We start from the raw sequence: 22877 nt of genomic DNA, 5'->3' as shown, positions 1-22877 counted from the left end.
GGCCGCCGGGGTGATCGGCCTGGTCATCACGGTCGCGGCGCTGCGCTCCCGGGCCTACACCAACCTGTCCGCCCGCTACGCCGACGCCGGCCGGACCCCCACCCCGGAACGCGTCGCGGCGGCGGCCTGAGCCCACTACCCGCCGGTGAGCCGCTCGTGCAGGTATCCGGCGAGCGCCAGAACCGTCGGGTGGTCCCAGGCCACGGTCGCGTCGATCTCGATGTTCAGCCACTCCTCGATGTCGCCGCTGAGGGTCATCGCGTAGACCGAGTCGAACCCGAGATCGGACAGCTGCGCCGAGCGGTCCACGCCCTCCGCCGGGGTCTCCAGGTAGTAGGCGACCCGCTCGGTCAGCCAGTCGGCGATCTCAATCTCTGTGCGGGTGGTGGTGGTCACGGGTGGGCTCCTATCGAATGCGGCGCGGGGGTCAGCCCGCTAGGTCGAAACAGCGGTCCTGGTCGTAGCGGTGGGACAGTTCGTCGTAGACGGCGGACGGGACCGCGGCGGTGGCGGTCCAGATCGGACGGGCGGCGCGGTCCAGCCTGACCCGCAGCCGTTGCAGGGCGCTGACCAGCCAGGCCGGGTCGCCGAGGAAGTCGTCCGCGGCGTGCTCGCGCCAGATCCCGGCGCAGGCCGCGGCGGCCAGCACGACGCTGTACCGGTGGGCCAGCGTGAAGCTGTCCCGGCCGGCCGCCACGGTCTGGTCCCGCGGGCCGAGCAGCCCGGCCTTCTCGCCCAGCGCGGCGAGCTCCGTCACGAACGGTTCCAGGTGCCGGCGCACGTCGCCGTCGCCGGCCCAGTCCGGTGCGGTGCGCAGCAGCGCGGTCAGGCTGTCCTGACCGCGGTTGTGCACCGCCAGCCGGTCCGGTTCCAGCTCGCCGAGCAGGTCGCCGGGCCGGAACAGCGCGGCCGGCGGCGGCGCGGCGTCCGCAGCCGTCCAGCCGCGCCGGGCGAGCCGGGGCAGCTGCGGGATGATGGTGGACAGGCAGACCGCCGAGCTGGCGTGGGCCAGCACCGCGACCGGCAGGTCGCGGGCGTGCTTGCCGAACGCGGCATGCTCGCCCTCGCGCAGGTAGTAACTCGCGCCGAGCAGGGTGGACAACTCGTAACCGGCCTCCTGCAACAGCTTGGGCACCAGGTGCTTGACGGCGGCGGAGAGCACGCTGCCCTCGCCCGGCAGCAGGTGCAGGGTCCGCGCGCCGACGGTGGCCAGGCAGTCGGCGATCAGCAGGTCGACAAAGGCACCGGCCAGGACGGTGCGGGTGTGCGGCAGGTCGGCGACCGCCTGCCCGTAGAGCCGGCGGCCGCGGGCGTACCGCATGGCCAGCCGCAGCTGGCTGTCCAGGATGCCGATCACCATGCCCGGCAGCACGCACCGGGTGATCTGGAACGCCTGGAAGACCGTCTCCAGCGCCTCGCCCGGCCGCCCGATCACCGCGCCGGCCGGCACCGCGGCGTCGGTGAACTCGATGCCGCCGAGCAGGCAGCCGCGCATGCCGCTGGTCCGGTAGCGGGACAGCAGCCGGTAGTCGGCGGCGGGCCGGCCGCGCATGTCGACCAGCAGGTTGGAGTGGCTGCGGCTGCCCGGCCGCTCGTCGGTGCGGGCGAACAGGGTGACCAGGTCCGCCCGGGCGACGTTGTTGATCAGGTGTTTGGCACCGCTGACCCGCCACCCGTCGCCGGCCGGCCGGGCCGCGACGTCGGCCCGGGCGAAGTCGGCGCCGTGGTCGAGCTCGGTGAAGGCGGCCGCGCAGCGCCCGCCGGCGAGCAGCACCTCGGCCATGGCCCGCCGCTGCTCCGGCGAGCCGGCCGTCCACACCGGCACCGCCGCGATGAACGAGGTGGCGCCGTAGCCGACGCCGAGCCCGGCGTCCCGGCGGAACACCGCCCGCATGGTCCGGGCGAACTCGTCGGCGCCGCGGAACTCGCCGCCCAGCGACGCCGGGACGAAGTGGCGGTGCAGGCCGGCCGCCCGCAACCGCTCCTCCCCCGCGGCGAACGGCTCGCCCGCCTCGTCGGCGGCGAGCACGGCCGCGTAGTTGAGCGGGTTGCCGGCATCCCACGGATCGCCGAGATCCGGCACGACGCTGGACAGGGCCGACGGCGGGGTCATCGCGGTGTTCCTTCCGACGGCGGGGTCAGCAGCGAGAACGGGACGCCGCGGTCGAGCTGGCCGAATGTCGCGGTGAGCAGCGTGTCGTAGACCTGATCCAGGCCCGGTTCCTCCGGCTCGCCGAGCTGGGTGAGCAGGCGGCTGAGCGCGGCGGTCACCCATGCCGGGCCACCGAGCAGCACACCGGCTGGGGCGCTCGCCCGGTTCTCCAGCCAGAGCCGCAGGCACGCGGCGCCGGCGAACACGGTGGTGTAGCGCGCGGCCAGCGCCAGCACGTCGGTGGGCACGCGCCGGGTCGGCCGGTACGCGGCGAGCTGCTGGTGCAGGTCGTCGGCAATCGCCAGGAGTCGCGAGCCGAGCCGGCCCAACGGCTCCGGCACGGCTCCGGCGGCGACCAGCTCGGTCGTCCGGCGCACCGTCTCCGGCAGCGCGCTGACCAGGCTGCATCCGGACCGGGACAGCAGCGCCAGCCGCTGCGGTACGAATTCCGGCAGCGGGCCGGCCAGGTCGGTCGCGGCCCGCACCCCGGCCTCGTCCACCCGGCGCCGGTAGCCGCGGGCCAGCACCGGGAACTGGTTGACGATCGCGTTCAGGTTGACCACGGTGCTGCCGTCGAAGATGCCGACGATCCGGTGGTCGCGCTCGATCTTCTGGAACCGGCCGTCGGCGTACGCGTCGGTCAGCAGTGCCCGGGCGCCGAGCACCTCGGCCAGCTGCATGATGGTGTGGTCGGTCCGGGTCGGCACCAGGTATTTCACGGCGGCCGAGATGACGCTCTGCTCGGCGGTCAGCGAGTGGACCGACCGCGCGCCGACCAGACCCACGGCCTCGGCGAGCAGCAGGTCGGCGGCGGCTTCGCCCAGGCTGCGGGCGGCGTGCGGCAGAGTCGCCAGCGGCCGGCCGTACATCTGGTGCTCGCGCGCGAAGGTCGCGGTGATGCGCAGCGCGTGATCGGCCAGGCCGACCGACATCGCGGCGCAGAGCGTCCGGGTCACCTGCAGGGCGCGCAGCACCAGCTCCAGGCCGCCGCCCTCGGTGCCGACCAGCGCGCCGGCCGGCACCGGCGCGTCGTGGAACGTGACGCCGCTGATGTCGGCGCCGCGCACGCCGAGGGTGGCCTCCCGGCCGAGCCGGGTGCACGCCGGTTCCGGCAACCCGCGCAGGTCGACGAGCAGCAGGCTGAACCCGCGGCTGCCGGCCTCCGGCCGGGTGGCGGCCAGCACGCACATCAGGTCCGCCCGGCCGGCGTTGTTGATCAGCCACTTGGTGCCCCGCAGGCGGTAGCCGTCCGGCGCCGGCTCGGCCCGCACCTCGCCGGCCAGCAGGTCGCTGCCGTGCCCCGGTTCGGTCAGTCCGAGCGACACCACCGCGCCGTCGAGCACCCGCGCGGCGAGCCCGGCGGTCTGCTCCGCGCTGCCGCCCACCCACACGCAGGCCGATCCCAGGAAGGTCTTGCAGTGCGCCAGCGCCACCGTGAAGTCCCGGCGGGCCAGCGTCCGGATCACGCCGAACAGCGCCGGGAACTCGGCGAGCCGGCCGCCCAGCGCGGCCGGCACGTAGTACGCCGGCAGGCCGAGCCGGTCCAGCTCGCGCAGCTCGTCGAGGGGCAGTTCGGCGGCCCGGTCCAGTTCCGCGCTGCGCGGCCAGGCGAGCACCGCCGCCGGCCGGGCCGGATCGCCGAGCAGCGCCTCGATCTCCGCGGCGACGGTGTCCAGGTACGGGCTCACCGCACCGCTCCGGCCACCGGGCGGCGATAGCGGCTGGCGGTCGCCTCGGTGAGCGCCTCGTGTGCCGCGTCGAGCTCGCCCGCCATGAAGAGCTGGCGCATCGCGGCCCGCTGCGTCTTGCCGCTGGTGGTCTTGCGGATCTGGCCGGGCCGCGCGATGACCAGGTCGAGGCCGCCCAGGTTGAGCGAGGTGGTCAGCGCGGCGCGGACGTCACGGGCCAGGCCGGTGAGCGCCTCCGCGGTCATCCCGCGGGTGCGCACCTCGGCGATGACCACGAGGCGCTCGGTCGGCGCGGGCACCGAGAACGCGCAGGCAGCGCGGACCACGTCGGCACCGAGCACCGCCTGGGCCTCGCGCTCGACGTCCTGCGGGTAGACGTTGCGCCCGTTGATGATCATCATCTCCTTGAGCCGGCCGGTCACGTACAGCTCGCCGTGCCGCAGCACGCCGAGGTCGCCGGTGCGCAGGAAGCCCTCGTCGCCGTCCGCGGTGCTCGCCCGGAAGGTGGCCGCGGTCGGCCCGGGGCGACCCCAGTAGCCGAGCGCGACGCTCGGCCCGCGCAGCCAGATCTCGCCGATCGACCCGTCCGGCAGTACCGCACGGGTCGCCGGGTCGACGATCCGCACGGTCAGGTCGGCCGCGCGGCCGCAGCCGACCAGCGCCGTAGTGGCCGCGTCGCTCTCCTCGAGCCGGCCGTCCGCCTCCAGCGTGCGGGTGTCCGCGGCGGTCACCACCGGCGGCCGGCCCGGCACGCTGCCGGCGGCGAACAGCGTCGTCTCCGCCATCCCGTAACCGGCCACCAGCGCCGACCGGTCGAAGCCGCAGCTCGCGAAGCGGTCGGCGAACCGGTCCAGGGTGCGGGCGTCGATCGGCTCGGCGCCGTTGCAGGCCCGGATCCACCGGGACAGGTCCAGGCCGTCGAGCTGGCTCTCCGAGATCCGCTTGAGGCACAGCTCGTAGGCGAAGTTCGGGGCGGCGCTGACCGCGATGCCGTGCCGGTCGATCAGCTCCAGCCAGGTGACCGGCCGGCGCAGGAAGTTCATCGGCGCGGTGTGCACCGCGGTGCCGCCGTCCATCAGCGGCAGCAGGGTCATCGCGATCAGGCCCATGTCGTGGTGGGTCGGCAGCCAGCCGCCCACCACCGCATCGGCGCCCACCCGGAGCAGTTCCCGGCCGGCTAGCAGGTTGTGCACCAGGTTGGCCCGGGACACCATCACGCCCTTGGGGTCGCTGGTGGAGCCGGAGGTGTACTGCAGGAAGGCCGGGCCGTCCGGCGGCACCGGGGGCGGCGTCCACCGGTCGGCGTCGGTCGCCGGCCGCTCGTCGGTGGCGACCACCGGCACCGGCCGGCCGCCGGCCAGCTGCCGGGTCAGGTCGCCGGCGTTGGCCCGGTCGGTGAGCAGCAGGGTGGCGTCCGCGTCCGCGACGATGCCCTCGGTGCGCGCCAGATGGTGCCGGTAGCCGCCGGGCAGCGCGGTCGGCACCGGCAGCACGCCGGCATACAGGCAGCCCAGGAAGACCCGCACGAACTCGGGCCCGGACGGGTAGCAGAGCACCACCCGCTCGCCGGCCGGCACCCGGTCGGCGAGCCAGACGGCCACCTCCCGCGCGGAGCGGTCGAGGTCGTCGTACCGGATCGTCTGGTCACTGAGCCGGCCGGCCTCGACCGTGCTGTAGATGAGCGCCGGCCGGTCCGGCCGCGCCGCGGCCGCCGCCCGGAACCGGGCCACGAAATCGTTCTCCACCACGGTCAGCCGCATCCGCCGGCGTGCCCCACGTCCCCGCCGCGACCGGCACCGGCTACCGCCACCTCCGGCGCCGCCGGTGCGGGTGCCGCCGTGGCGCCGATCGCCTGCAGGAACCCGTCGAGCCGGTCGACGCCCCAGAACTTCTGCCGGCCGGCCGCGAAGAACGGCACCCCGAACACGCCCGTCTGGTAGGCGGTCAGCAGCAACCGCACGCCGGCCGCCCGGATCCGTGGGATCTCGTGCGCCCCGGCCAGCAGGTCGGGGTCGAGGCCGGCCTCCTCGGCGATCAGGCCCACCGTGGCCCGGTCGCAGATGTCCTGCCCCCGTTGCCAGCGAGCCTCGTGCACGGCACGGATGAAGTCGTGGCCGCGGCCCAGTTCCGCGGCCGCCAGGTAGGCGAGGTGCGGCACCTCCCACTCGGGCTCCTTGTCCACCGGCCAGGTGACCGCGAAACCACGGGCACCGGCCAGCCGTCGCACGTCCTGCAGGACGTACAACTGCTTTGATTTATGCATTTCGGTGTAAAGGAACTCGCCGCCCAGGTCGGCCAGCAGCTGCGCGGTGGCCGGGCTCGGTTCCCAGTAGGGCACCCACTCGATCGTGCCGACCAGGTGCGGGTGACGCTCGGTGAGGTCGTGGTAGGCGAGCCAGGAGTACGGGCTGCGCAGGCTGAAGAAGAACCGCGGGGTCTTCGCCGTCATCTCAGATCACCATCCCGCCGTCGACCCGGAACACCTGGCCGGTCACGTAGGACGCCCGCGACGACAGCAGGAAGGCGGTCAGGTCGGCCACCTCCTCCGGGCGGCCGAGGCGGCGCAGGGCGACCCGGGCGAACAACTCCTTGACCACCTTCGGCGGCAGGTCGCCGGTCATGTCCGTCTCGATGAAGCCGGGCGCCACCACGTTGGCCCGCACCCCGAAACGCCCGGCCTCCTTGGCCAGCGACTGGGTGAAGCCGATGATCCCGGCCTTCGAGGCGGCGTAGTTGGTCTGGCTGGCGTTGCCGCCCACGCCGGACACCGACGAGATGGTCACCACGGAACCGCGGCGCCGCTTCATCATCGGCATCAGGGCCGCCCGGACCGCGTGGAAGGTGCCGTCCAGGTTGGTGCGCAGGACGTCGTCCCACTCGTCGTCGGCCATCAGGGCCAGCGGCCGGTCGCGCACGATACCGGCGGAGGTGACCACCGCCTCGATCGGGCCCAGGCCGGACTCGGCCTCGGCGATGAAGGCGCGGACCGCCGCCGCGTCGGTCACGTCCACCTGCCGGCTCAGTACCCGGGCGCCGGCCGCCTCCGCCTTCGCGGTGACCGCCTCGGCCGCCCCGCCGTCGGACCGGTAGCAGAAGGCGACGTCGTAGTCCTCCTCGGCCAGTCGCTCGACGATCGCCCGGCCGATGCCGCGCGATCCGCCCGTCACCACCGCGACCGGACGGGTGCCGGCCGGGCCGGCGGATTCCAGCGATTCGGTCATCAGATCCTCCGTGCCGCGCTAGGCGGTCTGCAGTTCAGGGGTCAGGAAACTCACCACGTCCCGCATGGCGAGCACGAACTGGTCGACCTCGAGCACCGGCCGGCCGCCGACCGAGGCGACGCCGCTGATCACCGAGGTGTCGCCGAGGGACTTCTCCAGGGTGATCCGGTGCTCGACGAGGTCGCCCGGGTAGACCCGGGCCGGGAAGCGGACGCCACGGAACGAGGCGCCCAGCTCCAGCCGGCCCTGGCAGACGTCCGGGTTGGGCTCGGTCCAGGTCGCCAGGATCACCGCGGCCTGGGCCAGCGACTCCAGCAGCAGCGCCGGCGGGTAGCGGAAGTCGGCCAGCGCCGGGGCGCCGGCGGGCCGGCGGTAGCAGGGCTCGGTCGCGGTGATCGCCTTGACCGCGACCAGCGAACGGCCCGGCGTCACCGCAGTCACCCGGTCGATCAGCAGCATCGGGTAGCGGTGCGGGATGTGTGCGGCGATGCCGGCGGTGTCCATCATGCGCGGCCGTCCGCGTAGTCGAGGCGGAGGTCGGCCGCCGGTCCGTCCTCGGTGGCCAGCTTGGCCCGCACCGCCAGGCCGTCGCCGGCCTCGGTCAGGTCCAGGTCGATGGTGAGCACATCGCCGGGCCGGATCGGGCGGCGGAACCGGGCGTTGCCGATGCCGCGCAGCTCCCAGGCACCCTCCGGCCGGGCGGCCCGCAGCGCCGCGCCGGCGTACTCGACGGCCAGCACGCCGGGCAGCACCGGAAAGCCGGGATAGTGCCCGGTGAAGGCCGGATCCCCGTGGTCCAGCCGCACCCGGGCGGCGACCGAGGCGCCGTCCGAGTGCAGCAGGGTCACCGGGGTGGCGAGCGGGCTGGCGAAGGTCACGGCGTCTCCGCCATCTTGTCGCTGAGCAGCCGGTGGGTGGCGCGCAGATCGGTGAACTTGGAGACCTCGTGATCGGCGACCTTGACGCCGTACCGGCTCTCCAGCTGCACCGCGAGCTCCAGCGCGAGCAGCGAGTCGACCTCGAGGTCCTCGGCGAAGGTGGCCTCGTCGGTCACCTCGTCGACGTCCACGTCGATCACCTCGGCGATCATCGTGCGCAGTTCCTCGAGGTCCGGCGTGGTGGCGGCGGTGTTCCGGGAAATGGTCATCAGTTGTCCTCTCCAGTGTTCGCAGTGGCGGGAATCCGGGCGGGCGCCCGCAGCACGGCGCACCCGACCGTTCCGCTCGGGTCGATCGAGGTGATCAGGGCCAGGCCGCCGGGCGGCAACTCGCCGCGGCCGGTCGCGGCCAGCACGCCGGCCACCTGGAAGGCGGCCGACGCCGCCGAGGTGTCGCCGAGCACGCTGCCGGTGCGTACCTCGGTGCGGCCCGTCGCCGAGGTGCCGAGGATCTGGTCGAGCGCCGTCCGCTCGGCGGCGGCCGGGGCGCCCGGCAGGCAACCGGGCGCCAGCAGGGCGATGTCCGGGGTTTCGATCCGGTGCCGGTCGAGCGTGGACCGGATACAGCCGGCCAGCGCCGTCGCGGGGTCGCCACCGGCCGGCGTCGCACCGAACCCGAGACCGGCCAGCTCGAGCAGCGGGGTACGGCCATGACGGGCGGCCACGCTCGCCGGCTCGACGAGGAACATCGCGCAGCCCTCGGCGGGCGGGGCCACGGTCGCCGGATCCGGCCGGCCGCCGGCGTGCCAGTCGATCCAGCAGCGCTGGGCGGTCAGCTCCTCGACCGCGCCGCACAGCACCGTCGAGGCGCGCCCGCGCCGGCACAGCCGGACGGCGTAGTTCAACGCCAGCAGGCCGGTCAGGCGGCCACCCGCGACGGTGGCGTTCGGCCCCTTGATGCCGTACCAGATCGCGCTCTGCCCGGCCGCCCGGTTCATCACCGTGTTCGGAAAGCGCGCCGGGTCGACCAGGTAGGGCCGGTCGCCGGTCAGCGACGACGCGGTGAAGTCGACGATGGACTGGTAGCTGCCGGCGCTGGTGCCCAGCACCAGCGCCATCGCCGCGGTCTCCGCCGGGTCCGGCTCGCCGTCGGCGCGCAGCACCAGGCCGGCGGTGGCGACGGTGAGCGCGGTGACCCGGTCCATCGCGCGGGTGCCCTTGCGCCCCAGCACGGTGGCGGCGTCGAACGACGGCACGAGACCGGCCTGCGGGAACGGGCCACTGTCGACACCGTCCGGCACGGCGCGGACCGCCGAGGCGCCGGCGGCGAGCCCGGTGTCCAGCGGGGCCGCGCCGAGCCCGAACGGGCTCACCGCCGACCAGACGGACAGGACGATGTTCTCCTCAGTCATCTTTGTTCGCTCCCCACGCCGTGCCGGCCGAGATGAGTTCGGCGCCGTCGACGCCGATGGTGTTTCCGGTGATCCAGGACGACGAGGCCCGGGACAGCAGGACGACGGCCTCGGCCACGTCCGCCGGCTCGGTCAGCCGGCCGTGCGGATTGACCGACGCGGCCTGCGCCACGAAGGTCTGGTGCTCCGGGATCTGCCGCAGTGCCGGGGTGATGGTCGTGCCGGCCCGCAGCGCGTTCACCGCGACCCCCTGGTGCGCCAGCTCGCAGGCCAGCTGGCGGACGTGCGACTCGAGCGCCGCCTTGGCCGCCGAGACGGCGCCGTAACTGGGCAGGGTCTGCGCCACGCCGGCGCTGGTCATGGCCAAAACCTGGGCGCCGTACGGCAACAGGCCGGCACCGGCCAGGTCCTGCACCCAGTACACGAGGCTGTGCGCCATCACGTCGAGCGTCATCGTCATCTGCTTGGCGGACAGCGACTCGGCGAAGCCCTCCCGCGGCAGGTACGGCAGCAGCGAGCCGAAGGCCAGCGAGTGCAGCAGCACCCGGACGCCGGACCCGCCGGTGAGCTCCGCGACGCGGGCGACCACACCGGCCCGGCTCTGCGCCCGGGCCGCGTTGATGTTGAAGAAGTGCGCCTGGACGCCGTACCCGGTCAGCTCGGACCGCAGCGCCTCGACGGCCGGCTCGGCCTCGGCCCGGTCCAGGTGGACCCCGATGATGTGGACGCCCTCGGCGGCCAGCGCGCGAGCCGTGGCCGCGCCCATCCCGCTGGAGGCGCCCAGGATGAGCGCCCAGGCGCCGGGCAGTGGATTCGTCATGCTCCCGTTTCCTCTCCGGCGCCGCTCACCCGGGCGACGGCAACGTGCCCGGTCCGCGACGCGCTCACCACTACGGTGTCGGCCGCCCCCGCGACGGCCGCACAGACGGCGCGCAGCGGCGGCACGCAGCCGGACCCGCCGGCCGCCGCCGGACGCACCGGGCCCCACCCGGCGACCAGTCCGGTCACCGTGGCGGCGAACGCCGAGCCGTCCGAGTCGATCAGCACCGGGATGCGGGCCGGCAGATCAAGCCGCCGGGCCAGTTCCCGCAGCAGCGCCCCGGTCTCCCGCGGTACGTCCGCGGTGGCCGGCACCAGGCCGGTCTGCACCGAGCACCGGGCCTGGACGGCCGCGCCCCGGGCCGCCGCGCGCCCGGCGTCCTCCAGCACGACCGCGACGGCACCGTCGGCGGACCCGGCGCCGTGCTCGGTGGTGGCCACCACCAGGACGTCGCACCGGCCGGCCCGCAGCGCCCGGCCGCCGGTCTCCCACGCCTCCAGGCCGGCGATCCGGGGCGAGGTCGTGGTGACCGTGAAGCCCTGGATCCGCTGCTCGCTCGCGACCCGGCCGGCCAGCGCGTTGACCGCGAAGAACGGTGCGGTGACCGGGCTGAGCCGGTCGGCGTGCCCGGTGACCACGGTGTGGTCGGCGGCGGCGTAGTGGTCGCCGAGGACGCCGTGGCAGCCGACCGCGAGCCCGCGACGGTCCGGTTCGGCGGCCATTGCGGAGTGCGCACCGAGCGCCCGCCGCACCGCCGCGAGCAGATAGTGCGCGCCCGGCGGCAGGTATTTGTAGCCGCGCCGGCCGAGTTCCGCCGCCACGTCGAACCAGTCGTCCGGCGCGCCGGCCGGGCGCAGTACCGCCCCGGTCCCGGTGACCGCGAGGGACAGTCCCGCCGTCATGCCGCGCACCCCCACAGCGTCGAGCTGTTGTTGCCGCCGAAGGCGTAGGCGTTGACCAGCACTCGCGGCAGCCGCAGCGGGGTCGGCCCGTCCTGCGGCAGGTACACCTCGCACTCCGGGTCGGGGTTCTCGACGGGCGCGTTCGCCGGGACGGTGCCGGAGCGCAGGATGTCGACGGCCACGATCGCGGCGAGCGCGGCGGAGGCACCACCGGTGTGCCCGATCAGCGGCTTCAGGCTGTAGAGCGGGGTCCGGGCGGCGTCCGCGCCGAGTACCTCGCGCACCGCGACGGATTCCACCCGGTCGTTGTGCGGGGTGCCGGTGGCATGCGGGATCACCGCGCCGACCGCGCGGTTGTCGCCGAGCGCACCGGTGATGGCCCGGACGATCTGGGTGCCGTCCGGTTCCGGCGCGGTCAGGTGGCCGGCGTCGCAGCTCCAGCCGTCGCCGAGCAGCCGGGCCAGCACGGTCGCCCCGCGTCCGGCGGCGTGCGCCGCCGACTCCAGCACGAGCACGCCCGCGCCCTCGCCGAGCACGGTGCCCCGCCGGTCCCGGTCGAACGGGCGGCAGCGCACGTCGTCCAGCGCGCCGAGCCGGTCCATGCTGGCCCAGCCGACGCGGGAGTAGGCGTCCGCGCCACCGGTCAGCACGACGTCCGCCTCACCGGCCCGGATCAGGTCGGCGGCGATGCCGGCCGCGAATCCGCCGGCCGCGCAGGCGTTGCTGACACTCACGTTGCGGCCGGCCCGGCCGAGCAGTTCGCCCAGGGTGGCCGCGACCCGGTACACCACGTCGTCCGGTCCGGTGCCGGCCACCCCGTCGCCCAGGCAGGTGCCCAGCACCACGCCGACCCGGCCCAATCCGCCGCGGCCCAATCCGCCGCGGCCCGGTCCGCCGCCGGTCAGCCCGGCCTGCCGGAGGGCCTCGACCGCGGCCGTGGCGGCGAACGCACCGGCGCGCCGGCGCCCGTCTTCGCCGACCGGGCCGGGCACCGCGTGGATCAACGGCGCCCCCACGTACGCGGCGTCGTCGGCCAGCTTGTCCGGCGTCGCGGCCCGGCCCGCGGCGACCGCGGCAAGCAGTGCCCCGACGCCGGTGCCGTGGCAGGTGACGGCGCCCAGCCCGGTGACGACGACCTCGGTCACGGTTGCTCTCCGGACCCGCGCAGCGCGGCCAGCAGCCGGTCGTCGAACGAAACCAGGTCCCACTCGGAACGGCCGCTCAGCTTCGCGTAGCCGTGGGTGATCTGACCGGTGGCGGTCGGTTCCAGATACCCGCCGCGGCGCACGTAGGTGTCGAACCGGCTGGTGTAGGTGAGCCGCTTGAAGACCTCGGTCACGGTGTAGACCGTGTACAGCTCCTCCTCCATCTCAGCCTCACCGAGCAGGGTCAGCCGGGAGCGCGGCACCGCCGGGATCCAGCCGTGCTCGTCGAGCAGCGTCTTGATGGACACCCCGCGGGAGGCGACGAAGCGGTGCTTGGCCTCCTCCATCAGCCGGAGGTAACCGGACATCTGCATCCGCTCGCTGAAGTGGCAGAAGTAGTACGGAATGGTGCTGCGCCAGACGATGCCGTTGTGCCGCGGGCCGTCCGTGGCGTGCCAGGCGGCCAGCGCCTCCGCGGGGTCGGAGTATCCGATCGGGATCGGGATGACGCCGGCCGGGTTGCCGAGCCGCTCGGTCACGAAGGCGGACAGTGGCTCGGGCGCCGGCTCGACGGCCGCGCCGCGCGGGTCGAGGCGCAGCGTCACCCGGACCGTGGCGCTGACCATCCGCGGCCCGTCCGGCGCGGTGCGCAGCTCGGCCTTGAGCACCAGCACGCCCGGCTCGTCGGCCACCCGGCGGACGTCGGCGTGCACCGCGTCGTCGAGCCGCAGCGCCTGCACGATCCGGGTGTCGATGCCCACCACGTCGAAGCACAGACCGTGGTCGTGATAGAGGTTGGTGGCCGGCCAGCCCTGCTCCCGGAACCAGCCCAGCGCAGCCTCCTCGACCAGGTAGTTCACGTGCTTGAAGCCGAGCCAGGTGCCGACGTTGATGCCCTCGTACGCGGGCTGCAGGGTCATCCGGACCGACGCGGCACGGCTGGTGGGCAGAAAGTGAACAGTCACCGGGACTCCTGAGGGGTTTCAGCGAGAGCCGGGGCGGCGGCAGCGACGAATTCGCTGATCAGCTCCGCCACCGGGCCGGGCTTCTCGATCATGGGGTAGTGGCCGCAGCCGGGCAGGATCTCCAGCCGGCCCAGCGGCAGGGTCTTGGCGAGGGCCGTCGCGTCCTGCGTGGTGGCGGCCCGGTCGTCGGCGCCCACCACGACCAGGGTCGGCAGCGTCAGGTCGCGCAGGTCGAGCAGCGGGGTGCGCAGGTACGCGTCGAAGAACCGCATCCACCCGTACGGGCCGATCCGGTCCCGCACCCGGCGAGCCATGCCGCGCCGGATGCGCTCGTCGAGCGGTACCGGGGCGGAGACGCGCAGCCCCTCCTCGACGATGTCCAGGAGGCCGTGCAGGTACGACTCGATGGTGGTCCAGCCGAAGTCGGCCGGATCCGGGCGGTAGAACGGCGAGATGAGCACGAGCGCCCCGGGCATCGGCACCGTCGCCCGGCTGACCTGTTCCAGCAACAGGTTCGCGGCGAACGAGTGCGCCACCACCACGTCGGCCCCGCCCGGCACCGCGCGCAGCACCCCGGTGAGCGCCTCGCCCGGGTCGGCTCGGTAGCTCCAGGCCGGGTCGCCCGTCGCGGTCCACGGCAGTTCGGCCTCCCACAGCTCCAGCCGCCCGGCGGCGTGGCCGGCCAGCGGGGCCCAGGCGCTGCGCGAGCCGCCGAGGCCGTGCAGCAGCAGGATCCGCTTCGGGTCCGGCCCGGTTGCGGCGCGGCGGCGCCGGACGGCCAGTCCGGTGCTCATGACGGTCCCGCCGGCGCGGTGAGGATCAGGGCGGCAGCCGCGTCGGCCGGGTCGGCGCCGCCGCGGCCGCAGGTGGCGAGCGCGGTCGACCCGGGGTTCCGGCCGAACCAGGCGACGGCGGCCGCTACCTGCAGCACGCCGAGCGCGCCGGACCGCCGGCCGAGCCGCGCGCCCACCTCCAGCCGGTGCCGCACCGGCACCGGCGCTGCGGCGGCGCCGCCCTCCGGTTCGCACCAGAGGTCGACGGCGCCCCGACCGACAGCGTCGACGGCATCCGGCAACTCGGCACGCCGGGCGTATCCGCCGATCCCGGCCCGCACGGTGGCGCCGCGGGCCGCCGCGCTGCCGGTGCTCTCCACGACCACCGCCACCGCGCCGTCGAAGGCGGGGGCGCCGGCCAGGCCGGTCACCGCGTCGTTGCCGGGTTCCACCCCGATCACCAGCACGCTGTCCACCCGGCCGGCCCGGACCAGGTGGCCGGCCCAGTGCACGGCGTCGAGCCCGGACGTGGCGCCGTTGCACAGGGTCAGGTTGGCGCCGCGCAGCCGGTAGGTGATCGCGATCCAGGACGCCACCACGTTGCTCGCCGTCGACGGCAGCAGCATCGGGCTGGCCCCGGCGTACGTGTGCTCGTCGATGGTGTCCACCGTGCCGCACACCGTGTCGAGGTTCCCGTAGTTGGAGCTGGCCACGACGCCGGTCCGGTCGGACGCCTCGCCGCCGGCGGGCAGGCCGGCGTCGGTGAGCGCCCGGCCGCAGGCGACCAGGGCGAGCCGGGTCGCGCGGTCCTTGTGCCGCGCCGCCTTGCGGCTCAGCGCGCTCTGCGGGTCGTCGTCGCGGACCGCCGGTACCGGGCCGAGCAGGTCGGCGACCTCCGGGTAGCCGGCGAGGGCCAGGCCGGCGCCGGTGATGACTGCCTCGGGCATCAGCGTCCCCTCTCCAGTACCGCGACCGCGTTCAGGCCGCCGAAACCGAACGAGTGGACCTGCACCAGATCGATGTCCGCGCCCGTCATCGCATCCCGCACGAGCCGCAGGCCGGCGGCCTCGTCCATCGGGTCCCGCAAGGTGGTGATCGCCGGCACCGATCCGGTCCGGATGCAGTCCGTTCCGGCGATCAGGCTGTGCAGACCGCTCGCGCCCGCGGTGTGCCCGGTCATGCATTTCATCGCCGTGGCCGGCGGCATGGTGTCGCCGAAGACCTCGGCCATCGCCCGCGCCTCGGCCTGGTCGTTGAGCTCGGTGCCGGTGCCGTGCAGGAAGACCAGGTCGATCTCGGACGGCTTGGCGCCGGCCCGGAACTGGCCCTCCCGCATGGCCGCCGCGATGCCGGCCACGTCGGGGGCGGACGGGTGGTAGGCGTCGCAGTTGATGCTGACCGCGCGGAGCAGGCCGTGCCGGGCGTGGCCCGGGCCGCGCAACACGACCGCCGCGGCGCCCTCCCCCTGCAGCATGCCCTGGCGGTGCCGGTCGAACGGGCGCAGCGCCTCGGGCGGCGCCGGGTAGCACCGGTCGAGCAGCCCGAAGGTGCTCTCCGAGATGGTGTCCACGCCGGCCACCACGACCGTCCCGGCCTGACCGGACTCGATCAGGTCGAGGCCGAGGCCGAGCACGTACAGCGAGGCGGCGCACGCGTTGGTCACGGTAAACGTGTTGGTGGCGCCGAACCGCTCGCGCAGCGCGTGGCCGAAGTGCAGCCGGTCGGTGTCGAACCCGGTGCGCTGCCGCCAGGCCAGCTCGGCCGAGCGCAGTTCGCGCAGGGTCGTGCCGACCAGGACCGGCACGTCGCCGAGGTCCGGGGCGAGGCCGGCGTCGGCGAGCGCGTCCGCGATCGCGTCCAGCAGCCAGCCGGTGGCGCGCATCGGCACGTCGGCGCCACCCGGCGGCCGGTCGTCGATCTCGAACGCGTGCCGGGTGCGGTACCTGGTCAGGTCGAACGCGCGCGGCGTGTTGACCCCGCTGCGGCCCGCGCAGAGCGCCGCGAAGATCTCCTCCGGCGTCCGCCCGGTGCTGGCCAGCGCGCCCCGTCCGGCTATCCCGCCGGACATCAGCGGGTCCCCGGGTATTCGCCCAGCAGCAGGACGGCGTTGTTGCCGCCGAACGCCAGGGCGTTGTTCTGCACCACCCGCGGCTTCTGGGCGCGGGCCTGGTTGGGCACGCAGTCCAGCCCGACCTCCGGGTCGGTCTCGCGGTGGTGGATGGTCGGCGGGATGAATTCCCGGTCGATCGCCAGCGCGCAGGCGGCCGCCGCGACCGCGCTTGCCGCGCCCATGCTGTGCCCGACCATCGACTTGATCGAGATGGTGGGCGGCGGCCGGTCGCCGAACAGGCGCCGGATCGCCGCGGCCTCGGTGACGTCGTTGGCCCGGGTGCCGGTGCCGTGCGCCGAGATGAAGTCCACCTGGTCCGGTTTCACGCCGGCGTCCTCGTGCGCCAGCCGCATGCACCGCACCAGGCCGTCCGCCTCCGGGGCGACCGCGTGGTGGGCGTCGCAGGACAGCCCGAACCCGAGCACCTCGGCGTAGATGTGCGCGCCGCGGGCCAGGGCCGAGTCGGCGCTCTCCATGAGCAGCATCGCGGCGCCCTCGCCGGTGAGGATGCCCTTGCGGTCGACGTCGAACGGCTGGCACACCTCCGGCGCGATGGTGCCGAGGCGGTAGAAGCCCGCGAAGGTCTTCCGGTCCAGCGAGTCGGCGCCGCCGCAGATCGCCACGTCGGCGTCACCGGCCCGGAGCGCGTCGAAGCCGTATCCGATCGCGTAGTTGCCGGCCGCGCACGCGGTCGGGATGGAGATGGCCTCCACATCGGTGAGCCCGAACTCGGCGGCGACGCCGGTGGACAGCCGCCCGGCGTTCACCCGCGCGGCGACCTGCTCGTCCAGCTCGGCCGGGCCGCGGCTCAGCTGCTGGGCGGTCAGGTTGTCGAAATCGCTGCCCTCGCCGTTGGTGGTGCCGACCGACACCACCGAGCGCCGGCTCCGCAACTCGCCGACACTCATCGACGAGTCGCGGAGTGCCATCCGGGCCGCGGAGGTGGCGAACTGCCCGGTCCGGCCCAGCCGGGCCGGATCGGTGGCCTCGATCGCCGCGGCCGGGTCGAAGCCCCGTACCTCGCACGCGTTCGCGTACTCGAATCCCGTGGTGTCGAACGCGGTGATCGGCCCAGCTCCGCTCCGGCCGGAACGGAGTCCGGCCAGGAAGTCGTCGATGCCGATCCCGATGCTGCTCACCACGCCGATGCCCGTGACGACGACGCGCCGCGGCATACCCAGGTCGTTGCCCATCACCCTGCCGTCTCCCCCGTGTGCGGCCGGTCAGGCGGCCGGTGCCTCGGCGACTACCGCGTACACGGCCTCGAGATTGACCATGCGAGGCAGCTCGGCCTGGTCGATCGTCACCTTCAACGTGCGCTCGAGCGCCGCGAGGATCTCGATGGCCAGCAGCGAGTCGGCCTCGTGGTCCTCCTTGAACAGGCTGGTCTCGGTCATCTCCTCGGGTTCGATCTCGAGGATCTCGGAGACGATCTCGCGGATCGTCTGCTTCTGCGTGTCGTCGAGAGTGGTCGGGGTGTCTAAGTTGGACATTTGGTCCTCCGTGACGATGCGAAAGGGATCAGGAATTGAGCTGTTGCAGGTATTCGTGGCAGCTCGGCAGTTCCTTCACGAGCTGCTGGGCGTCCTCGCGCAGCCGGGCCAGCTCCTGGCGGGCGGGCGCCGGGTCGAGGTGTCCGAGCACGGGCCGCGGCGTCGTCGGGTGCCCGCCGAGGCCGAGCAGCATGACCCGCCACGAGTACGCCTCGAATCCGTGGAAGTGCGGGTAGATGGTGTTCTCGTCGGGCAGCAGGCTGCGCCACCCGTCGAGGCGCTCGGCCATGCCGGGCGGCAGCACCCGGGTCTTGGCGTCCTGCCAGTACCGGGTGTCGTTGCGGGCGGCGGCCCGGTAGTGCAGGACGAGGAACTCGCGCACCCCGTCGATCACCCGGCCGACCTGCTGGTTGTACGCCTCGGGCAGGGCCGGCGACCAGTTCTCGTCCGGGAAGTGCCGGACCAGCTGCTCGATGCCGTTCTGGATGAAGAAGATGCCGGTCGACTCGAGCGGCTCGACGAACCCGCTGGACAGGCCGATCGCGACACAGTTGTTGACCCAGGACCGCTCGTTGCGGCCGATCCGCATCCGGATGTGGTTGGCGACCAGGTCGGGCTGGTCCGGCGCGGCGAACGCGCGCAGGGTGGCCTCGGCCTCCTCCGGCGAGCAGTACTTGTCGGAGTAGACGTACCCGGTGCCGATCCGGCCGTACAGCGGGATGGTCCAGATCCAGCCGGCCTCCATGGCCGTCGCCGTGGTGTACGGGTTGATGCCGACGGTCGCCATGTCCCGCGGCACTCGCAGCGCCACCGCCCGGTTGTTGGGCAGCATGTCCTCGAACGAGGTGAACTTCTCGCCCAGCGTCTGGTTGATCAGCAGGCCGCGGAAGCCGGTGCAGTCGACGAACAGGTCGCCGTGGATCTCGCCGTGCTCGGCGGTCACCAGGTGGCTGATCCAGCCACGCTCGTCCTGGACCACCTCGGCGACGTCGGCCAGCACGTGCTGCACGCCGCGTTCGGTGCCGAAGGTGGTGAGGAACTGGGCCAGCTGGGTCGCGTCGAAGTGGTACGCGTACGGGAACTGGGCTCGCTGCTCCGCCTCCTGGAAGGAGCTGCCCTGCAGGCCGGCCGCGAAAAGCCGGCCGTCGGAGCGCCGCGGCGCCCGGCGCTCCTCGCACAGCTGCGGCACGAGCAGGCACTCGTCGTGCAGCGACTCCGGGTCGCCGCCCAGGCCCAGCCACCAGTCGGCGAGGTCGTAACCGTCGACCGTGCGGAACCGCTCGAACGGGTGGTAGAAGACCGAGCCCACGCCGCGCCAGTTCTCGAACCGGATGGCGGTCTTGTAGGCGGCCCCGCAGGACGGCATCCAGTCCGGTTCGTCCAGCCCGAGGTACTGGAAGAAGTGCCGGACGGTGCTGAACGTCGCCTCGCCGACCCCGATGGTGGGCACCCGCGGCGACTCCACCACGGTCACCGACACCCGGTCGCCGAACGTCTTGTTGAGATAGGTGGCGGTCATCCAGCCGGCGGTGCCGCCGCCGACCACCACGACATTACGAATCATGTCATTCCCCGTTTTTCATCTTGGCCAGACCGCGTACCGCCGCTGGCCGTGCAGCAGCGGAACGCGGGAGGATTCCCGGGTGACCCGGTCGACCTCCGCGTAGACCACCACGTGGTCGCCGAGGGTGTCGTGCCGCACCACGGTGCAGTCCGCGATCATCAGCGCGACGTCGGCCAGGTGCGGACCGCGGGCCCCCGGCGGCGTGTCCCAGCGCACCCGGGTGAAGCGGTCGCGGTCGCCCGACGCGAACAACTCGGCGACGTGCCGGGCCCGGTCGTGCAGCAGGTGCAGGCTGAGGCCGGACCCGCTGAGCACGGCCTCCAGGGTCGGGCTGCCGTCGCGCAGGCAGACCAGCAACGTGGGCGGCGCCAGTGCGACGCCGCACAGCGAGGTGCAGGTCATGCCCCACGGCTGTCCGTCCCCGCCGGTGGCAGTCACCACCGCGACGCCGGTCGGAAACTCCGCCATCAGCGGGCGCAGGTCGGCGGCCAGGGCGTCGCTCGGCGCTGCGCCGTCGAATTGTTGCGCTGTCATGACCTCCCCCGTCCCGGTCGCGCACGCCCTACGAGGCGGCCGCGGCCGTCCCGTCCATGGCCGCCACCAGGCTGGCGGGGCGCAGGTCGGTCCAGTTCTTCTCGATGTAGTCCAGGCACTCCTGCCGCGAGCTCTCCGGCAGCGTCACCGACCAGCCGGCCGGAACCTCCACGAAGGACGGCCAGAGCGAGTGCTGCCGCTCGTCGTTCACGAGCACGAGGTACTTGCCGTCCGGGTCCTCGAACGGATTGGTCATGCTGATTCCTCCTCGGTTGCGACCCGGCCGGGCGATCCGGCCGCGTCGAGATGTGTTCTCACCACCTGGCCGATGAGCGCGCGCGGCGCGGCATCGGTCAGCAGGTCCTTGTGTTCGGCCGGCACGTCGGTGACGGCGATCTCGCCGGAGACGTACGGCTGCCAGGCCCCGACGTCGAAGCGGTGTCCCCCGGCCGGGACCTGGCCGGCCCGCAGGAACAGCACGTCGCCGTCGAAACGCCCGGGCTCGGCGGTGCGCAGCACCCGGATGCCGTTGGCGTAGACGTTCACCGCGGCCTGCAGCTCCGCCTCGTCCAGCGCGGCGAACGGGTGGTTCTGCTCGCGCAGGAAGCCCTGAAAGCGGGCCAGCTCGCCGCCGGACAGCGCGGCCGGGTCGAAGCCGATCTCCGCGGTCATCCGGGCCAGCACCCGGTCCTCGTGGGTGTCGTCGTCGCGCACGCTCGTCGCGGGGTACGCGTCCACTATGCACAGCAGCTCGACCCGCTCGCCCTCGCTCTGCAGCCGGACCGCGACGGCGTGCGCGATCAGCCCGCCGGAGGACCAGCCGAGCAGCCGGTACGGCCCGGCACCCGGCACCGACCGGATGGCGGCGCAGTATTCGGTGACCATCTCGTCCAGGTCGGCGGGTGGCGCCACCGGCGGGGTGATGCCGCGCGCCTGCACGCCGTACACCGGCTGGTCCGGGCCGAGATGTTCGAGCAGACCGGCGTAGCACCAGCTGATGCCGAGCGCCGGGTGCAGGCAGAACAGCGGGGTGCGGTCGCCGCCGGAGCGCAGCGGCAGCAGGATCGGGAACGGCGTCCCGCGGTCCTCCGCCACCGCACCACGGCGGGCGAGCCCGGCCACGGTCGGCGCCTCGAAGACGTCCCGCACGCTCACCGGCCGGCCCAGCGTCTCGCGGATCCGGCCGACCAGCCGGGTGACCAGCAGCGAGTGCCCGCCGGCCGCGAAGAAGTCCTCCTCGGCGCCGATCGACGGCACCCCCAGCACCTCGGCGAACAGCGAGCAGAGCACCTCCTCGCGCGGGTTCTGCGGGCCGCGGCCGGCCGGGGCGGTGTCGTCCGGCACCGGCAGCGACCGCCGGTCGATCTTCTCGTTCACGGTCAGCGGCAACGCGTCCAGCACCACGATCGCCGAGGGCAGCATGTAACCGGGCAGCCGCTGCGCCGCGTGCCGGCGGAGTTCCGCCGGGTCGGCCACGGCGCCCTCGGCGGCGACCAGGTAGGCGACCAGCCGGCGGTCGCCGGGCCGGTCCTCGCGCACCAGCGCCACGCTCTGCGCGACGGCCGGATGGTCGTCCAGGGCCGCCTCGACCTCGCTCAGCTCGATCCGGAATCCGCGGAACTTGACCTGGTCGTCGACCCGGCCGACGAATTCCAGCACGCCGTCGGCAGTCCACCGGGCCAGGTCGCCGGTGCGGTACATCCGGCTGCCCGGTGCGCCGAACGGGTCGGCCACGAAGCGTTCCGCGCTCAGGTCGGGACGGTTGTGGTAGCCACGCGCCAGCCCGGTGCCGGCGAGATACACCTCACCGGTCACGCCCGGCGCCACCAGCTGCAGATTGTCGTCGAGCAGGTACGCCCACTTGTTGTGCAGCGGGCGGCCGATCGGCACGGCTGGGTACCGCACGCCGGGCTCGCACTCCCAGATGACGGCGCCCACGGTCACCTCGGTGGGCCCGTATCCGTTGAGGAACCGGTTGCGCCCGGACCAGCGCTCGGCCAGCGGCGGCGGGCACGCCTCCCCGCTGACCACGATCACGGTCTCCGGCGGCAGTCCGTCGTCCGGCAGGTCGGCGACGACCGTGGGCGGCATGGCCGCGTGGGTGATGCCCGTGCTCTCGATGAAGCGCGCCAGGTCGGCGCCGAACGGCCGGTCCCGGGGCGGCAGCACCAGGGTGGCGCCGTTGAGCAGCGCGCCGAACAGGTCCCACAGGGAGGCGTCGAAGCTGGACGAGACGAGCTGCAGGATCCGGGCGCCGGGGCCGACGCCGAGCAGCTCGGACTGCACCGAGGCGAGGCTGGCGATGCCCTCGTGCGGCACCACGACGCCCTTGGGCCGGCCGGTGGAGCCGGAGGTGTAGATGATGTACGCCATCTGGTCGAGCGCGCCACGGGCGGGCAGGTCGCCGGCCGGCCGGGACTCGATCTGCCGGCGGATCTCCGGGTCGTCCAGCAGCACCGGCGAACTGCCGTCGACCGGCAGCCGGCCCACGAACTCCGCGGTGGTCAGCACCGCGGCCGGCCGGGTGTCGCCGAGCATGAAGGCGATCCGGTCGGCCGGGTAGCCAGGGTCGATCGGCACGAACGCGGCGCCGGTCTTGGCCACGGCGAGCAGCGCCACCACCCATTCCGCCGAGCTGGGCAGCGCGATGCCGACCACCCGTTCCGGCCCGGCACCGCGGTCCACCAGGAACCGGGCGAGGCGGTTGGCCCGCTCGTTCAGCTCGCCGTAGGAGAGGCTCGCGTCGGTGGTCAGCAGCGCGGTCGCGGCCGGCGCGCGGTGCGCCTGCGCTTCGAACAGCTGGGCCAGCGGCAGCGGGGACACCTCGCGGGCGGAGTCGATCCACTCGCCGAGAAGCCGGTCGCGGTCGGCCGGGTCCAGCACGTCGTAGCCGCCGATGGCCGCGTCCGGCGCCGCCACCGCGGCGGTGAGCAGATGCACCAGGGCACGGCCGATCCGCTCCACCGTGGCCCGGCCGAACAGGTCGGTGCGGAACTGGAGCAGGCCGTGCAGGTCGGCCGGCCGGCCCGCGTCGTCCCGGCGGGCGGTCACCGAGAGGGCCAGGTCGGCCTTGGCGGTGCCGGTGCTGATCCGTTCCGGCGTGATCGTGACGTCCGGCAGCTCCGCACCGGTGGCCGGGTCGGTGTTCTGCAGGGCCAGCATCACCTGGAACAGCGGGTGCCTCGACAGCGACCGGGCCGGATTGAGCACCTCGACCAGAC

At 74.0% G+C, this 22877-nt stretch carries 23 protein-coding genes; all 23 read right to left on the bottom strand.

What is annotated here, in order from left to right; translation table 11 throughout:
• Window positions 1-135: 135 nt before the first annotated feature.
• Entirely contained in the window at window positions 136-396 is a 261-nt protein-coding gene (locus tag Ari01nite_RS48400) for an acyl carrier protein (protein WP_203791396.1), read from the bottom strand.
• 31 nt (window positions 397-427) lie between these two features.
• On the bottom strand, window positions 428-2113 hold the full coding sequence (locus Ari01nite_RS48395) for an acyl-CoA dehydrogenase family protein (RefSeq protein WP_203791395.1): 1686 nt from the start codon (window positions 2111-2113) through the stop codon (window positions 428-430).
• Window positions 2110-3840 (bottom strand): acyl-CoA dehydrogenase family protein, encoded by a 1731-nt coding sequence (locus Ari01nite_RS48390; RefSeq protein WP_203791394.1) that lies wholly within the window; start codon window positions 3838-3840, stop codon window positions 2110-2112. The genes Ari01nite_RS48395 and Ari01nite_RS48390 overlap by 4 nt, the downstream gene beginning before the upstream one ends.
• The gene (locus Ari01nite_RS48385; protein ID WP_203791393.1) at window positions 3837-5600 is read right to left on the bottom strand and encodes a fatty acyl-AMP ligase; all 1764 of its coding nucleotides are present in this window, start codon (window positions 5598-5600) and stop codon (window positions 3837-3839) included. The genes Ari01nite_RS48390 and Ari01nite_RS48385 overlap by 4 nt, the downstream gene beginning before the upstream one ends.
• Complete coding sequence (locus Ari01nite_RS48380) at window positions 5591-6289, bottom strand: 2-hydroxychromene-2-carboxylate isomerase (protein ID WP_203791392.1); 699 nt, start codon at window positions 6287-6289, stop codon at window positions 5591-5593. The genes Ari01nite_RS48385 and Ari01nite_RS48380 overlap by 10 nt, the downstream gene beginning before the upstream one ends.
• 1 nt (window position 6290) lies before the next feature.
• Window positions 6291-7061: a 3-oxoacyl-ACP reductase FabG gene (gene fabG, locus Ari01nite_RS48375; RefSeq protein ID WP_203791391.1), complete on the bottom strand. Its 771-nt coding sequence runs from the start codon at window positions 7059-7061 to the stop codon at window positions 6291-6293.
• Between the two features lie 18 nt (window positions 7062-7079).
• On the bottom strand, window positions 7080-7568 hold the full coding sequence (locus Ari01nite_RS48370) for a 3-hydroxyacyl-ACP dehydratase FabZ family protein (protein ID WP_203791389.1): 489 nt from the start codon (window positions 7566-7568) through the stop codon (window positions 7080-7082).
• Entirely contained in the window at window positions 7565-7939 is a 375-nt protein-coding gene (locus tag Ari01nite_RS48365) for a 3-hydroxyacyl-ACP dehydratase FabZ family protein (RefSeq protein ID WP_203791387.1), read from the bottom strand. The genes Ari01nite_RS48370 and Ari01nite_RS48365 overlap by 4 nt, the downstream gene beginning before the upstream one ends.
• On the bottom strand, window positions 7936-8208 hold the full coding sequence (locus tag Ari01nite_RS48360; RefSeq protein ID WP_203791385.1) for an acyl carrier protein: 273 nt from the start codon (window positions 8206-8208) through the stop codon (window positions 7936-7938). The genes Ari01nite_RS48365 and Ari01nite_RS48360 overlap by 4 nt, the downstream gene beginning before the upstream one ends.
• Window positions 8208-9350, bottom strand: coding sequence for a beta-ketoacyl synthase N-terminal-like domain-containing protein (locus Ari01nite_RS48355; protein WP_203791383.1), 1143 nt, complete (start codon window positions 9348-9350; stop codon window positions 8208-8210). Before Ari01nite_RS48355 ends, Ari01nite_RS48360 begins: the two co-directional genes overlap by 1 nt.
• Window positions 9343-10170, bottom strand: a complete 828-nt coding sequence (locus tag Ari01nite_RS48350) for an SDR family oxidoreductase (RefSeq protein ID WP_203791381.1) — start codon at window positions 10168-10170, stop codon at window positions 9343-9345. The genes Ari01nite_RS48355 and Ari01nite_RS48350 overlap by 8 nt, the downstream gene beginning before the upstream one ends.
• On the bottom strand, window positions 10167-11072 hold the full coding sequence (locus tag Ari01nite_RS48345) for a beta-ketoacyl synthase N-terminal-like domain-containing protein (RefSeq protein WP_203791379.1): 906 nt from the start codon (window positions 11070-11072) through the stop codon (window positions 10167-10169). The genes Ari01nite_RS48350 and Ari01nite_RS48345 overlap by 4 nt, the downstream gene beginning before the upstream one ends.
• Window positions 11069-12217: a beta-ketoacyl-[acyl-carrier-protein] synthase family protein gene (locus tag Ari01nite_RS48340; RefSeq protein WP_203791377.1), complete on the bottom strand. Its 1149-nt coding sequence runs from the start codon at window positions 12215-12217 to the stop codon at window positions 11069-11071. The genes Ari01nite_RS48345 and Ari01nite_RS48340 overlap by 4 nt, the downstream gene beginning before the upstream one ends.
• Window positions 12214-13182, bottom strand: coding sequence for an acyl-CoA thioesterase family protein (locus Ari01nite_RS48335; RefSeq protein WP_203791375.1), 969 nt, complete (start codon window positions 13180-13182; stop codon window positions 12214-12216). The genes Ari01nite_RS48340 and Ari01nite_RS48335 overlap by 4 nt, the downstream gene beginning before the upstream one ends.
• Window positions 13179-13976, bottom strand: coding sequence for an alpha/beta fold hydrolase (locus Ari01nite_RS48330; protein WP_203791373.1), 798 nt, complete (start codon window positions 13974-13976; stop codon window positions 13179-13181). Before Ari01nite_RS48330 ends, Ari01nite_RS48335 begins: the two co-directional genes overlap by 4 nt.
• Window positions 13973-14902, bottom strand: coding sequence for a beta-ketoacyl synthase N-terminal-like domain-containing protein (locus Ari01nite_RS48325; protein WP_203791371.1), 930 nt, complete (start codon window positions 14900-14902; stop codon window positions 13973-13975). Before Ari01nite_RS48325 ends, Ari01nite_RS48330 begins: the two co-directional genes overlap by 4 nt.
• Window positions 14902-16023 (bottom strand): beta-ketoacyl synthase N-terminal-like domain-containing protein, encoded by a 1122-nt coding sequence (locus Ari01nite_RS48320; RefSeq protein WP_203791368.1) that lies wholly within the window; start codon window positions 16021-16023, stop codon window positions 14902-14904. The genes Ari01nite_RS48325 and Ari01nite_RS48320 overlap by 1 nt, the downstream gene beginning before the upstream one ends.
• Complete coding sequence (locus tag Ari01nite_RS48315) at window positions 16023-17258, bottom strand: beta-ketoacyl-[acyl-carrier-protein] synthase family protein (protein WP_239163684.1); 1236 nt, start codon at window positions 17256-17258, stop codon at window positions 16023-16025. Before Ari01nite_RS48315 ends, Ari01nite_RS48320 begins: the two co-directional genes overlap by 1 nt.
• A 30-nt stretch (window positions 17259-17288) precedes the next feature.
• The gene (locus Ari01nite_RS48310; protein WP_203791366.1) at window positions 17289-17558 is read right to left on the bottom strand and encodes an acyl carrier protein; all 270 of its coding nucleotides are present in this window, start codon (window positions 17556-17558) and stop codon (window positions 17289-17291) included.
• 28 nt (window positions 17559-17586) lie between these two features.
• Window positions 17587-19122, bottom strand: coding sequence for a tryptophan halogenase family protein (locus Ari01nite_RS48305; protein ID WP_203791363.1), 1536 nt, complete (start codon window positions 19120-19122; stop codon window positions 17587-17589).
• 15 nt (window positions 19123-19137) lie between these two features.
• Window positions 19138-19656, bottom strand: a complete 519-nt coding sequence (locus tag Ari01nite_RS48300) for a flavin reductase family protein (RefSeq protein ID WP_203791361.1) — start codon at window positions 19654-19656, stop codon at window positions 19138-19140.
• Window positions 19657-19684: 28 nt separating this feature from the next.
• Window positions 19685-19912: an MbtH family protein gene (locus tag Ari01nite_RS48295; protein ID WP_203791359.1), complete on the bottom strand. Its 228-nt coding sequence runs from the start codon at window positions 19910-19912 to the stop codon at window positions 19685-19687.
• The coding region (locus tag Ari01nite_RS48290; RefSeq protein WP_203791357.1) for a non-ribosomal peptide synthetase at window positions 19909-22877 on the bottom strand (2969 nt) is incomplete at its 5' end. The genes Ari01nite_RS48290 and Ari01nite_RS48295, both read right to left, overlap by 4 nt.

The sequence above is a fragment of the Paractinoplanes rishiriensis genome (assembly GCF_016862375.1).
In the GTDB taxonomy this organism is placed as follows: domain Bacteria; phylum Actinomycetota; class Actinomycetes; order Mycobacteriales; family Micromonosporaceae; genus Actinoplanes; species Actinoplanes rishiriensis.
This window is presented reverse-complemented; position numbering and strand designations above follow the sequence as displayed.